Annotated in this window: 14 protein-coding genes; 1 reads left to right on the top strand and 13 read right to left on the bottom strand. The window is 66.8% G+C overall.

From position 1 onward, the window contains the following. Positions 1–32 precede the first annotated feature (32 nt). From AC07O3_RS14525 to AC07O3_RS14580, 12 genes are all read right to left on the bottom strand, one after another. Complete coding sequence (locus AC07O3_RS14525) at positions 33–413, bottom strand: hypothetical protein (protein WP_495339667.1); 381 nt, start codon at positions 411–413, stop codon at positions 33–35. Positions 414–552: 139 nt separating this feature from the next. Continuing rightward, positions 553–2,643 (bottom strand): TonB-dependent siderophore receptor, encoded by a 2,091-nt coding sequence (locus AC07O3_RS14530; protein ID WP_495339875.1) that lies wholly within the window; start codon positions 2,641–2,643, stop codon positions 553–555. Between the two features lie 193 nt (positions 2,644–2,836). Next, entirely contained in the window at positions 2,837–3,109 is a 273-nt protein-coding gene (locus AC07O3_RS14535; RefSeq protein WP_093057387.1) for a hypothetical protein, read from the bottom strand. Positions 3,110–3,186: 77 nt separating this feature from the next. After that, positions 3,187–3,978, bottom strand: a complete 792-nt coding sequence (locus tag AC07O3_RS14540; protein WP_495339668.1) for a fumarylacetoacetate hydrolase family protein — start codon at positions 3,976–3,978, stop codon at positions 3,187–3,189. A gap of 165 nt (positions 3,979–4,143) precedes the next feature. Beyond that, entirely contained in the window at positions 4,144–5,520 is a 1,377-nt protein-coding gene (locus AC07O3_RS14545) for an amidase (protein ID WP_495339669.1), read from the bottom strand. 21 nt (positions 5,521–5,541) lie between these two features. Beyond that, positions 5,542–6,294, bottom strand: a complete 753-nt coding sequence (locus AC07O3_RS14550; RefSeq protein WP_495339670.1) for an SDR family NAD(P)-dependent oxidoreductase — start codon at positions 6,292–6,294, stop codon at positions 5,542–5,544. Between the two features lie 13 nt (positions 6,295–6,307). Further along, positions 6,308–7,057 carry an SDR family NAD(P)-dependent oxidoreductase gene (locus AC07O3_RS14555; protein WP_495339671.1) on the bottom strand — a complete coding sequence of 250 codons (750 nt, stop codon included), beginning with the start codon at positions 7,055–7,057 and terminating at the stop codon, positions 6,308–6,310. Beyond that, on the bottom strand, positions 7,054–7,878 hold the full coding sequence (locus AC07O3_RS14560; protein ID WP_495339672.1) for a polysaccharide deacetylase family protein: 825 nt from the start codon (positions 7,876–7,878) through the stop codon (positions 7,054–7,056). The genes AC07O3_RS14555 and AC07O3_RS14560 overlap by 4 nt, the downstream gene beginning before the upstream one ends. A gap of 40 nt (positions 7,879–7,918) precedes the next feature. Further along, positions 7,919–8,710: an ABC transporter permease gene (locus AC07O3_RS14565; protein ID WP_093057393.1), complete on the bottom strand. Its 792-nt coding sequence runs from the start codon at positions 8,708–8,710 to the stop codon at positions 7,919–7,921. Next, the gene (locus tag AC07O3_RS14570) at positions 8,707–9,558 is read right to left on the bottom strand and encodes an ABC transporter permease (protein ID WP_093057394.1); all 852 of its coding nucleotides are present in this window, start codon (positions 9,556–9,558) and stop codon (positions 8,707–8,709) included. Before AC07O3_RS14570 ends, AC07O3_RS14565 begins: the two co-directional genes overlap by 4 nt. Next, a complete protein-coding gene (locus AC07O3_RS14575; protein WP_495339673.1) occupies positions 9,555–10,643 on the bottom strand; it encodes an ABC transporter ATP-binding protein in 1,089 nt (362 codons plus the stop codon). Before AC07O3_RS14575 ends, AC07O3_RS14570 begins: the two co-directional genes overlap by 4 nt. Positions 10,644–10,671: 28 nt before the next feature. After that, on the bottom strand, positions 10,672–11,697 hold the full coding sequence (locus tag AC07O3_RS14580; protein WP_495339674.1) for an ABC transporter substrate-binding protein: 1,026 nt from the start codon (positions 11,695–11,697) through the stop codon (positions 10,672–10,674). Positions 11,698–11,869: 172 nt separating this feature from the next. On the opposite strand from AC07O3_RS14580, the gene AC07O3_RS14585 reads away from it, so the two are divergent. Then, on the top strand, positions 11,870–12,532 hold the full coding sequence (locus tag AC07O3_RS14585) for a MarR family winged helix-turn-helix transcriptional regulator (protein WP_218132240.1): 663 nt from the start codon (positions 11,870–11,872) through the stop codon (positions 12,530–12,532). A 9-nt stretch (positions 12,533–12,541) separates the two neighbouring features. Here the strand turns inward: AC07O3_RS14585 and AC07O3_RS14590 are convergent, their stop codons facing one another. Beyond that, positions 12,542–13,768: an ABA4-like family protein gene (locus tag AC07O3_RS14590; protein ID WP_495339675.1), complete on the bottom strand. Its 1,227-nt coding sequence runs from the start codon at positions 13,766–13,768 to the stop codon at positions 12,542–12,544. Between the last annotated feature and the right edge of the window lie 3 nt (positions 13,769–13,771).

Below are 13,771 nucleotides of genomic sequence, written 5' to 3' on the forward strand. Positions count from 1 at the left end.
TCTTCTGAAGTGGGCTGTCGCAAGGGGGCGTGTTAGAGCATCGTCTTCGGATGCTCGAGGCGGCCGGGCTCCTGCTTGCGCTTGCAACCGCCGCCGGCCGATGTGATCGGTGCGAGCGTCGATTGGCTGTAGTTGCCCGAAGCGCCGGCTTCACGCGCTGCGCAGCCGGTGTCGCTCGCGGCCACGAGGACGCCGAACGCCAGCGTGCCGAAGGCCAGCAGGCCCGCGAGAAGCGGCAGCCAGAAGGACTTCTTCAGCCGCGGCGCAGCGGCGAGGGCGGGCTGTGTTCTGCTCCAGCGTGCTTGCATGGTGAGTTCCGGGAAGTGGCGATCCGCATGCGCCAACGCCGGCAGGCCGGTGAAGCGCAGCGCGTGCGATGCGCCGTGCGGTTTGCGATGCGGGGTGGTGTTCATGACCCGTATCGTGAACTTCAAAGGGGGAGAAAAATTGGATGACGGCTCCCCCGACGGCCATCGGCCGCTGCAGAAATTCAAAAGCCGGCGCGCCGTCGAAGACGGCGGCCGGCCAAGGAAGCAGAGACTGCGAGAAGGCCTAGAAGTCGAGCTTGGCGCTCAGGCTGAAGGTGCGCGGGTCGCCGGGCTTGATGTAGTTGTCGTACTGGTATTCCCAGTACTTCCGGTTCGCCACGTTGTTGATGGCCGCGCGGAAGGTCGTGTTGCGCCCGCCGATGCGCGTCGTGTAGCTCGCGCCGATGTTGGCGATGGTGTAGCCAGGCACGGTCAGTTGGTTCGCCGCGTTCAGCATGGTGTTGCCCGTGTACTTCATGTCGGCCGACAGCTTGAGGCCCGGCACCTGCGCCACCGTGTACGACACCTGCGCCGTTGCCACCAGCTTCGGCGCACCCGCCACGCGGTTGCCGACGTAGCTGCTGCCGCGCTCGTAGGAGCTGTCGAGCAGCATCAGGTTGCCGCCGATCTGCCACTGCGAGCCCAGCCGCGTGGAAGCGCCGAGCTCCAGGCCCTGGTAGATCGACTGGCCGTCCTGCACCAGCACGTTGGAGCTGTTGGCGTATTCGGCGCCGCGCTCGATGCGGAACAGCGCGGCCGTGGCGCTCCAGCGTTCACGTTCGGTTTTCACGCCCAGTTCGTACTGGCGGCTCTTCAGCGGGTTGAGCAGCGCGCCGTCGTTGGCGTAGAGGTTGCTCACCGTGCTGCCGGGCTCCAGCGATTCGACATAGCTGGTGTACAGCGTGGTGTCGGGCGCGGGCTTGTACATCAGCGCCAGCGTGGGCGTGATCACGCCGCTCTTGCGGTAGGTGGAGTTCTGCAGGCCGGTGGTGTCGTAGCCGACCTGTTCGTAGGTGGTGCTGCGCAGGCCGGCCAGCACCGACCACTTCTCGGACAGCTTCATCGTGTCGCTCGCGAATATTGCGCGCTGTGTGATGTCGCTGTTGCGGTAGGGCGTGAGGTTCGTCACGCTGTTGTAGCTGTTGGTGTTCTGACCGAAGATGCTGCCGGTGCCCACCAGTTGGTAGACGGCGTTGCTGCTGTAGTAGTTGACCTGCTTCTGCCACGACGCGCCCAGCGTCACCTGGTGCTCGAAGTCGCCGGTGCGCAGCTTGCCCGTGGCCATGGCCTGCCACTGGTTGAAGCGGTGGCCTTCTTCGCTGTCGGAGCGGTAGTCGTCGTAGCTGCCGCTGGCGTCCTGCAGGTAGGAGATGCCTTCGTTGCGGCTTCGCGTGGCGCTGCTGTGGCTGTAGCTGGTGCTGAGCGTCCAGTCGGGCGATAGCTGGTATTGCAGGCCGGTCGAATAGAGCCTGAAGTCGGTGGCAAGGTGCTGGCCAGGGCCGACGAGGCTCGTGTTGTTGGCGCTGATCGTGGACGGCAGGCTCGTGCCCGTGTAGCTGCCCAGGTAGATCGATGGCGTCTGGCCGGTGGAGGTGCGCTTCTGGTAGAGCGAGTCGAAGGTCCAGGTGAGCTTGTCGGTGAGCTTCGCGTCGAGCCCGAGCGACACCGAGTCGCGGCGGATGTTGCCGTCGTTGTAGGTCTTGCCTTCCTCGTGCGTGGCGTTGAGCCGGTAGCCGAAGCGGTCGTCGGTGCCGAAGCGCCCGCCCAGGTCGACGTGCTCGCTCCAGATGCCGGCGGTCTTGTAGCCGACCTCGATGCTGCGCACCGGCGTTTCGGTCGGCTTCTTCGTCACGTAGTTGACGATGCCGCCCGGCGAGCCGAAGCCGTACATGAAGCCCGACGAACCCTTGAGCAGCTCGATCTGCTCGAAGTGCTCGTAGGGCATGGTGATGGCATAGCTGAGGAAGGGCTGGCCATTGATGCGGTAAGCGTTCTGCCAGTCCAGCGGCAGGCCGCGCACCGTGATGTAGCTGGCCCAGCTGCTGTAGGCGCCGCTGTTGTCGGACACCGACGCGTCGAGTGCGAACACGTCGCCCAGCTTCGACACCTGGCGCTCGGCCATGTCCTCGCTGGTCACGACGGTGGTGGAGAAGGGCGTTTCAAGCTGCGAGCGCGCACCGAGCGCGCCGCTGCTCACCTTGGCGCCGAGGTGCTGCTGCGAGTCGTCCTGCGATTCGGCCGTGACAGTCACGGTCGGCAGCGAGGAGGTTTCTTTGTTTTGCGCCTCCTGTGCATGCGCGCGGCCGATCTGGGCGGCCGCCCACAGCACCAGCAGCGTGGCGCGCGCGGGCGGGCCGAATGCGCTGCGCCTGAATGAAGTCGGGGAGGGGACCGTGACGGTGCCGGCGGTGTTCTGGCGTCCAGGATTCAACGTTGACTCACTTCGCAAATAAGAATGCTTCTCATTTTAAAGTTGAATCTCGGAGAAATCTTGGAGGCCACCCGCCGCCGGGTGCTGCTCGCCCTCGTCAGTGCCCGTTGCCAGGCGCCGGCGCCAGCCCGCGCTGCTTCAGGAAGTCATAGAGGCTGACCGCGAGCACCTGCGCAATGGGTATCGGCAGCGTCACGCGCAGCACGGCGGCCCGATGGACCGGGCACCGGTCGGAGCTGTGGTCGACGCGGCTGGCATCGAAGGTGATGTGCACACAGCCCGCGTTGACCCAGTATCCCGAGACTTCGTCCGCGAACACCTGCGGGGCGTGCAGGTCGTCGATGTAGGTGGCTTGCGGAGGCTGGGACATGGTGGCTCTGGAGATGCAGGAGCCCCGATGATCGGCACCAATCTGGTAGGAAAAATGGTGCGACGGCCTCCGCGCCCTCAGACGATCCGCACCGACAGCTCCGGCAGCCGGTCGATGTGGATCTCGATCAGGTCGCCGCGCACCACGGGCCCGACGTTCTCCGGCGTGCCCGAGTAGATGATGTCGCCCGGCTTCAGCTCGAAGGCCTGCGACAGCCGGCTGATCTGCTCGGCCACCGACCAGATCATGTGCTTGAGCGTGGCGCTCTGCTTCGTCTGCCCGTTCACCTTGAGCCAGATCGCGCCGTCGGTGAAGTGCCCGACCTTCGCCACCGGATGGATCGGTCCGATGGGCGCCGAATGGTCGAAGCTCTTGCCGATTTCCCATGGCTTCTTCTGGTCGCCCATCTCGCGCTGCAGGTCGCGGCGCGTCATGTCGAGACCGAGCGAATAGCCGTACACGTAGTCGAGCGCCGAGCTCGCCGGGATGTTGCGCCCGCCCTTGGCCAGCGCTACCACCAACTCCACTTCGTAGTGATAGTTCTTCGTGAGCGAGGGGTAGGGATGGTCGGCTACCACGCCGGGTGTCACGACCTGGATCGCGTCGGCCGGCTTCTGGAAGAAGAAGGGCGGCTCGCGGCTCGGGTCCGAGCCCATCTCGCGCGCATGGGCCTCGTAGTTGCGGCCGATGCAGTAGATGCGGCGCACCGGATAGACCTGCTCGCTGCCCACGATCGGGATGGTCGATGCGGCGACATCGAAAGGCGTTGCCTGCGTGCGGCTGGCGCCTGCGGGCAATGCACAGCCGGCAATGGCGCCCGTGGCCATGGCGGCGGAACCGGCCAGCAGGCCGCGACGGGAAGTGATCATGAGGGTCTCCTTGTTCTATGAAGAAATGCGCGTGCCTTACCCCGCACGGCCGGTTCATTCTGGGACGGCGAACTGCTGCCCAACCGTACGCATCTACGCAAAAACAGGACAGAACCCACCTGGCGCCCGCCAGGCCTCGTGCGCGAGGCGGAAGAGAAGAAAACTTCAGCCGAGCGCGCGCTCCACCAGCCGTGCAATGGCCAGCAGGTGGTCGTCGTCGTACCAGCGGCCCGCCAGCTGCAGCCCGATGGGCAGGCCGATCGCGCTCTTGCCGCAGGGCATCGAGAGCGCGGGATGGCCCGTCAGGTTCATCGGGTAGGTGTACGGATACCAGGCGCCGCGGATGGTGCCGGCGGGCCTGCCGCCGATCTCCACTTCGCCGCTCACGTCCATGTCGATGGGCAGCGGTGGCGCCGAGACGGTGGGCGACACCAGCACGTCGAAGCGTTTGAAGAGCGTCTGCAATTCAGTGAAACAGCGGGTCTTGGCGAAGGTGGCGTCGTGCAGGTCCACAGCGCTGTGGCGGCGGCCCTTTTGCACGGCGTCGATCAGCGTGGCGTCCAGCCGGTCGCCGAAGCGCTCGAGGTTGGCGCCCACGCGTGCGGCCAGCATCGACTGCAGCACCACGAGGAAGTGGCGTTCGAGCGCCACGAAGTTCAGCTGCACGGTTTCGACGATGGCACCTTCGCGTTCCATCGCCTGCACGGCGGCCGTCGTCACGGCCTCGACTTCGGGGTCGATCGGGTTGCCCGCCGTGGGCAACCACGCCACGCGCAGGCCGCGCAGCGACGTGGGCATCGCACGCTGCGGCACCGGCCCGCCCAACCCATAGGGATCGCGCGCGTCGAAGCCCTTGATGACATCGAACAGCAACTGCGTGTCGGCCACGTCGCGCGCCATCGGACCGGTGAAGGAATTGGCCGAGAACAGGTCGGGCGCCTGCAGGTTCGGCACCACGCCCAGCGTGGCCTTGAGCCCGACGATGCCGCAGCACGAAGCCGGAATGCGGATGGAACCACCGCCATCGGTGCCGAGCGCGAGCGAGCCGAGGCCCGCCGCTACCGCCACCGCCGCTCCGCTGCTCGACGCACCGGGCGTGTAGCGCGCGTCGATCGGGTTCAGCGTGCGGCCGAAGATCGGTGCGGTCGCCACCTGCTTGTGGCCGAACTCGGGCGTGGTCGTCTTGCCGATGAGGATGGCGCCGGCGGCCTTGGCGCGCGCCACCGCCACGGCGTCTTCCTTCGGCACGAAGTCTTCGTAGATGGCCGAGCCCATGGTGGTGCGCACGCCGGCCGTGAGCGTCAGGTCCTTCACCGAATACGGAACGCCGTGCAACGGACCGAGCGTCTCGCCGGCCATCACGGCGGCTTCGGCGCGTCGCGCGGCATCGATCGCCTGCTCGCCCGTCACGGTGATGAAGGCATTGAGTTCGCGGCGTGCCTCGATGCGCGAGAGCGCGTCGCGCACCGCCTCCACGGGCGAGGCTTCCTTGGTGCGGATCAGTGCGGCAAGTTCGCGCGCGCTGTGGTCCATCAGGTCCATGGTCGTGTCCTTGAAAAGAGGTCAGAGCATCCAGCGGCCGCCGTCGATCAGCAGCGTCTGGCCGGTGATGAAGCGCGCTTCGTCGCTCGCGAGGAAACGCACCGTGGCGGCCACGTCCTCGGGCGAGCCGACGAAGCCGGCGGGCGTGTCGTCCACGATCTTCGCGAGCACCTCGGGGCGCAGCCTGTCGTGTGCGCGCGTGCGAATTGCGCCGGGGCACACCGCATTCACGGTCACGCCATGCGGCGCGAGCTCCCGCGCCAGCGAGCGCGTGAAGCCCACCACGCCCATCTTGGCGGCGGCGTAGTCGGCCAGGCCCACGTCGCCGGCAAAGGCTGCGTCGGTGCTCATGTTGACGATACGCCCGAAGCCGCGCGCCTTCATGCCAGGCGCGATGCAGCGCGCGGCGCGCATGGTCGTGAGCAGCGACACCTCGATGACGAAGCGCCACACGGCCTCGTCCGATTCGGTGAACAGGCCACCGCGTTCGCGCGCGCTCTGGCCCACGTTGTTGAACAGGATGTCGACCGGGCCCAGTTCCTTTTCGACCCTGTCGAAGAAGGCCGAGACCACGGCGGCATCGGTGCAGTCGCCCGTCACGCAAAGGCAGCGCGCGGCGACTTTGGGCCTGGTCGCGAGTTGCTGCGCGAGTGGATTGCAGTCGAGATCCAGCACGGCGACGCGCGCGCCCTGGTCCAGAAAGTCGAGCACCGTGGCGGCGCCTATGCCCTGGCCGCCTCCGGTGACGACGGCGATGCGATGGTCGAAGCTCATGGCATCTGATCTTTCAGTGGAAGGTGCGCCCGCCGTCGACGGCCAGCGCGGTGCCCGTGATGTAGCTGGCACCCGGGCCGCTCAGGTAGAGCACGGCCTCGGCCACTTCCTCGGGCGCGGCGACACGGCCCAGTGCATAGCGCTGGCGGATCTCGTCGAGCGTGCGCGCCGGGTCGTCGCTGTGCTCGTAGCTGGTGCGAAACAGAGGCGTGTCGATGGCGCCGGGGCACACAGCGTTGACGCGGATGCCGTCCGCCGCCGCTTCAATGGACAGTGCCTTGCCGAACATGATGACGGCCGCCTTGGTGGCGCAGTAGGCGGTGCGATTCGGCAGCGGCCGCAGGCCTGCGCCCGACGCGATGTTGACGATGCTGCCGCCGCCCGCCGCGCGCAGGTGCGGCATGGTGGCGCGGCACATCAGCATCGGCCCCGTGAGGTTGACGGCCAGCGTGTGGGCCCACTCGGCGTCGTCGGTCTGCTCCAGCGGTTTCAGCGAATCGACGCCGGCCGAGTTGACCAGCGCGTCGATGCCGCCGAGCCACTGGGCGGCATGGTTTACCGCGGCCTTCACGGCCGGTGCGTCGGTCACGTCGCACACCAGCGGCAGCGCTGCGTCGCCCAATGCCGCGACGCATACCTGCAGCCGTGGCGCATCAAGGTCGAGCAGTACGACGCGTGCGCCACGTTCCACCGCGAGCCGTGCCACCGCGAAGCCGATACCGCTCGCGCCGCCGCTCACCACGAAACGCAAGGCGGCGGTCATGCCTTGACCGCCGCCTTCAGGCGCGGGCGCATGTCGTCGGAGATGCGGTCGCAGCGGTCGATCCACACACCCGAGTGCGCCAGCGCATGCTCGATGAGCCCTTCGAGCACCTTGAGCCGCGATGGCTGGCCGATGATCTGCGGGTGCATGCCGACCATCATCATCCGGTCTTCGGCGTACAGCATGTCGAACTCGCTCGTCCACGCCTCGAGCACGGCAGAGGGCGCCTGCAGTGTGCGGCCCGGCAGGGTGATCGAGTACTGGAAGAAGGGCGCGTCGTCGAGCACCCAGCGAAAGGGCAGCTCCACGATGTCGGTGCGCCGCCCGCCGATTTCCAGCAGGTAGGGTGAGTCGTCATCGAAGAAGTTCGACGAGTAGTCGAAGCCGTACTCCTTGAGCAGGTCGAGCGTGATGCTGCTGAACTCCGCCGCCGGCGAACGCCAGCCGCGTGGGCGGGTACCGGCCAGGCGGGTGAGCGTCTCCATGCCGCGCTCCATCTCCTCGCGCTCCTCGGCGGGGCTGAGGTTGACGATCCAGCGGTGGCTGTAGCTATGGTGCGCCACCTCGTGGCCCTTGTCGACCACTTCGCGCACCAGGTCCGGGTGCTTGTCGGCCACTTCGCCGGGAATGAAGAAGGTGGCGCTGATGTCATAGCGCGCCAGCAGCGCGAGGATGCGCGGCATGCCGACCTTCCAGCCGTAGGCGCCCTGCGACATGAGGATGGGGCGCTGCGCGTTGGCGGGGTCGCGGCCGGTCCACATGGTCTCCGCGTCGAGGTCGAAGGTCAGCATGAGCGGGAAGCCTTTGCTCGTGGTCGGCATCAAGAAACTCCTTGGCGAATGAGGTGAAAAGGGGGTGTGCTCAGACGTGCTTGTGGAAGCCTGTCCATCGCTCGGCCAGCAGTAGCACGACGCCGGTGGTCACGATCAGCAGGGTGGAGACGGCTGCCACGCTCGGGTCCACGCCCTGCTCGACCGAGGTGAAGATCTTCACGGGCAGCGTCGTTTGGCTCGCGGAGAGCAGGAACACCGAGACCGGCACGTTGTCGAGCGAAGTGATGAAGGCGAAGAGGCCGCCAGCGACGAGGCCGGGCTTCACCAGCGGCAACGTGACCAGGCGAAAGCTCGTGAAGCCGTCGGCGCCCAGCACGCGCGCCGCGTCCTCGAGCGACTCGTCGACCGCCGACAGGCTGCCCAGGCTCGCGCGCACCACGTAGGGCACGGTGATGACCACGTGTGCGAGCCACAGGCCCAGCGAGTTGCCGCGCAGGCCGGTCATCGTGTAGTACTGCAGCAGCGCCACGCCGAGCACCACCGAAGGCAGGATCAGCGGCGCCATGAAGAGCGAGGTGAGCGCACCCGCGCCTGGCACCATGCGGCGGTGAATGGCGTAGGCGGCAATGAGGCCCAGCACCAGCGCGGCGGCGGTCGATGCGGCGGCGAGCCACAGGCTGGTCCAGGCGGCGCTGAGGTACTCGGGGTCGCGCAGCACCACCTCGAACCAATGGAAGGTCAGGCCCTTGGGCGGGATCGTGAGGTAGGCCGTCTTGCTGAAGGCCGCGAGCATCACCACCAGCACGGGAATCTGCAGGAACACGACCACCGCGATGGCCGTGGCCGCGAGGAACGGCGCCTTCTTGCCTTCGATGCTCATGCGTTGCCTCCCCAGCGCCTGAGCACGCGGCTCGACAGGCCGATGACCACCAGCGTGAGCGCGGTGAGCGCGAAGGACATCGCGGCGCCTGCGGGCCAGTCGAGCGTCTGCAGGAAGTCGTCGTAGATCAGCGTGGCCATCACCTTGTAGGTGGGCCCGCCCAGCATGCGCGGCGTGACCAGTGCGCTGATGGTCAGCACGAACACCAGGATCGAGCCCGACAGGATGCCCGGCGCGCTCATCGGCAGCGTGATCGACCAGAACACGCGCAGCCGGCTTGCGGCCAGCGTGTACGCGGCCGCCTGCACGTCCTTGGAGATTGCCTGGATCGCCGGCACCAGCATCAGCACCATGAACGGCAGGAAGATGTGCGACATGCCGACCAGCAGGCCGAACAGGTTGAACATCATCTTGATCGGCCGCTCGATCAGGCCGATGTCGATGAGCAGGTTGTTCACCAGCCCGCGGTTGGCCAGCAGCGCGATCCAGCCGAACGAGCGCACCACCAGGTTCAGCAGCATCGGGAAGATGACGAGCATGGTGAGCGTAAGGCGCATCTTCGGGCCCGCATTCGCGATGTAGTAGGCCAGTGGGTAGCCCAGCAGCAGGCAGATGGCGGTGACGCCGAAGCCCAGTACCAGTGTGCGCACGACCACCTCGCGGTAGTACTCGTCGGTGAGGATGCTGGTGTAGTTCTCGAGCGTCCAGCCGGCGGCGATGCCGGTGCCGGGCACGTAGGGGTGCAGGCTCAGCGGAACCATCAGCAGCACCGGCGCGACGAATGCCAGCAGCAGGAGCAGCAGCAGCGGCGACGCCAGCAGAGTGCCGGTGATCTTGCGCGGCGTCATGCGGTGGCCTGGCTTGCCGTGGGTGTCACGTACACGTGCTGCGGCTCGACGCTCACCCGAACCGGTGCGTCGACCGCCAGGCCGGCGTGCGGGCCATTGGTGAGCGCCTCGGCGATGAGCTCGGTGCTGCCGAAGGCCAGCAGATATTGCACGCGCGAGCCGACGAAGGAACGCATGGCCACGCGGCCCGAAAGCGTCGGGCCGTTCGACGCCGCCGAGTCGGCGAAGCGGATGTCTTCCTGGCGCACCACCACGTCGACCGCCGTGCCCTGTGTCATGCCATCGGCAGCCGTGGCCGCAAGCACCGGGCCATCGTTCAACTGCACCGCAGCCGCGCCTTCGGGCGAGCGCACCACGCGGCCCGCGAGACGGTTGGGGCGGCCGATGAAGCTCGCGACAAAACCGGTGGCGGGGCGGTGGTAGATGGCCTCGGGCGTGTCGAACTGCTGCACCAGGCCGTGCGCGAGCACGCACACGCGGTCGGACATTGACATCGCCTCGCCCTGGTCGTGCGTGACGAACAGCGTGGTGATGCCCACTTCGCGCTGCAGGCGCTTGAGCTCGATCTGCATCTCGTCGCGCAGCGAGGCGTCGAGGTTCGACAGCGGTTCGTCGAAAAGAAGGATGCTGGGGCGCGGCGCGATCGAACGTGCCACGGCCACGCGCTGCTGCTGGCCGCCGGAGAGCTGGCGCGGCAGGCGATCGCCGAGCGCGGAGAGCCGCACGCTGGCCAGCGCCTGGTCGACGCGCTGCTTCAGTTCGCTGCCTTGTACGCCCTGGCGACGTAGGCCGAACGCGACGTTCTCGAACACGCTCATGTGCGGGAAAAGTGCGTACGACTGGAAGACCAGGCCGATGTTGCGCTTGTTGGTGGGCAGCGCCGTGACGTCGCGGCCATCGACGAGGATGCGCCCACCCGTCGGCTCGATCAGGCCGGCCACCATGCGCAGCACGGTGGTCTTGCCACAGCCCGAAGGGCCGAGCAGTGAGATGAACTCGCCGTCGTGCACTGACAGCGACACGGACTGTGCGGCAATGTGGCCCGGGTAGCGTTTCTCGAGGCGGTCGAGCGTGAGTGCCGGCATGTCGTTCGGTCCTGGAGGTTGCGACGGCTCAGCGAGCCACTTCGCGCTGCCAGCGCTTGGTCCATTCCGGCAGCGACTTGGCCACGGCCTCGAGGTCGGGCAACCAGAGGTTGTCGAAAGTCTCCTTGTAGGGAACGATCTTCGCGGCCTTGTCGCTGAGCTTGACCTGCGTGTTGACCGGACCCGCGTACTTGCGTTCTGCGAAGCAGGTCTGGCCTTCCTTGGACAGCACCTCGTCGATGTACTTGAGCGCCAGCGCAGGCGACTTCGCGCCCTTCGGGATCACCAGCGCAGGCAGGATGCCCACTGCGCCTTCTTTCGGATAGACGATGGCCAGCGGCAGGCCCTTGTCGATGGCCGAACCGGCACGGTCGGGGTACCACACGGCGGCGGCGATCTCCTGGCGTTCGAAGAGCGACACGATCTGGTCGGCCTGCGTGTAGAGCGTGACCGACGATTTCGCGATCGGCTTGATGGCCGTGAACCCCGCGTCCATGTTCGCGAGCGTGCCACCCTTCATGCGGTTGAGCGCCATCAGGAACTGCGAGCCCGAGGTGCCGCTGATGTCGCCGATGGCGAGCTTGCCGTCGTACTCGGGCTTTGCAAGGTCGGACCAGGAGGTGGGCGGTGTCTTGATCTGCTTGGTGTCGTAGACGATGACGGTCGCACCGGTCATGAACACGACGTACTGGCCGTCCTTGTCGAGTGCGCGCGGCGACACTTCGGCGGCGTTCGTGAGCTTGCTCTTGTCGATGGTCTCGAGCAGCTTCTCGTTCTTGAGTTGAGCGGCGAGCGAGTTGTCGATGTAGACCACGTCGAAGTCCGACTTGCCGCCGGTCGCGCGGATCGCGGCCGCGAACTGCGAGGAACTGCCCAGCTTGAGCGCGACCTTGGCCCCTGTTTTCTTCTCGAACGACGCAATGTGGCAGGTCTTGGAGTCGTCGGCGAACGAGCCGCCGAAGATGCCGACCACCAGCTCCTCGGCCTGTGCAGCGCCTGCGAAAAGAGCGGCCACCAAGCCGGAAACGAGACAGCGCGAGAACATGGTTTTCATGAAGAGCTCCTGTGGGGAAAACCCGGAACGAAGGGCCGGATGGCTGCGTTGGAATTCACTTTATCTTTCGCAAAAGATAAATGCAAGGCATTTAAGATAGGGACCAACCCGCGCCATCGCGCCGCACCACAATGGCAGCGCATGGGGCATCAACCTGGATGGAAAGCACGTCATGCCGCACAAAAAAGAAGCGTCGAATCGACGTCCGCCCCAAGGCGATGCAAGGCATCGCGACGATGCCGCTGAGGCCGCTGAGGCCGCCAAGCCCGTTGCACCGGCCGATGAAGCGCCGATGGAAGGCGGCGCAGACCTGGTCGAGCGCGGCATCCAGCAATGGAGGCGCGAGCGGCCTGACATCGACAGCAGCGGCAAGTCCGTGGTCGGCCGGCTGCTGCGGCTCGAAGAGGTGGTACTGCGCACGCTGAACCAGGTGCTGGAGCCCTTCGGCATGAAGTACCAGGAGTACGCGGTGCTCGCTACCTTGCGCGTGGCGGGCGCGCCCTACAGGCTGTCGCCGTCGCGGCTGCAGAGCACGCTGCTCTTCACTTCGGGTGGCTTGTCGAACCTGCTGAAGCGGCTTGAGAAGGAGGGCTGGATCAAGCGCTCGATCGATCCGAACGATGGCCGCGGCGTGCTGGTCAAGCTAACCGCCAAGGGCATTCGCCTGGCCGATGAAGCGATGCCGCGCCACGCGGCCGCCGAATTGCATTTGCTGCGCATGTTCGATGCGCCGCAGCGCGACGTGCTCTCGAGCCTGCTGAGCCAGATGATGACGGGCAATGCGCCCGAGACTGGCCCCGAGCCCGGCCAGGCGCTGCGCACGAAGAGCGACTGACCGAGAGAGCTATGCCGCGGCCTGAACGCCGAGCGCAATCAGCGGAACGCCCGCATAGGCCAGGCTGAACATCCGCAGAATCAGCGCCGCGTAAAGGCCCGTCAGGAGCCAGACTGCCGCACGGCCCCATGGCATGAGCGACACGCTGATGAGCGCGCCCGCCAGCGGCAGCAGCTGCTGTGCGTGCACGCCGAGGAAGTGCGGCACGCGCAGATCGCCGCCGGTGGCTGACCAGCCGAACAGGGGGAGCATTGTGCCGCCTGCAATGGCGCCGATGGTCGATCCCCCGTGCTGGCTGATCGCGATGCCCGCGCCCGCTCCGGCGACGAAGGTCAGGACCAGCCCCAGCACCACGGCCAGCCGGTAAGGCGCCGCCAGCGCGTCGCCGTGGCGCGCGAACAGCCACGCGAGCGGCAATGCCGTGGCGTTGAGCGACAGCGCACCCACACCCATCAGGCTGTACATGACGATGTGGAAGGTCGAGTCTTCATTGAAATGCGAGGCTTGCCCGAGGGCACCTTGCAGCGTGATGTAGCCGACTTCGAAGACGCCCGTGGCGATCACCACCGCGACGATGGCACGTTCGATGCGGCTGCCGCGTCGCTCGCGCGGCAGGTCGCCGAGCAGCCATGCAGTGGTCAGCGCGTAGAGGCTGACCGAAGCCATGAACTTCAGCGGCTTGACCCATACGCCTACGCCGTTCAGCGTGCGCGGATCGAGCCATGCAGCCACGAGGGCAGGCACCATCACCGCGAGCAGCAGGCCACCGAACCACGCCAGCTGCGGTTGTCGCCGATGCACTTCGCGCGCCAGCGCCATGCATGCGGGCGCGACCCGCAGCGCCAGGAAGGCCAATAGGCCGACTGGCCCGAACAGGAAGGTGAGAGCGAAGCAAGGAATGAGCAGCACTGGCGCGATGCCCGCGCGCTCTCCCTCGCGTGCGATCCACGTGCCCACGAACAGGTCGAAGGCGAGGTAGTGGAACCATCCGGCGGTGAGCAGGCCCGGATGCTGGAACAGCGCATGCACCGCCGACAGCGAGCTGTAGCCGCCACCGGCCGCGGACCAGTACGTCGCCATCAGCCACCAGTACGCCAGCCCCAGGCCAACGGGAATGACGATGCCCGTCGTTGCCCATATCACCGGCTTGGCACGCCCGAGCCACGGGGCTGCACCGAGCGCGGCCCAGGCAGGAAGGGCGACGGTGCTGCCTGCGCTGAAAAGTGAGTCGAACATGGA

The sequence above is a fragment of the Variovorax sp. GW821-FHT09D05 genome (assembly GCF_059416325.1).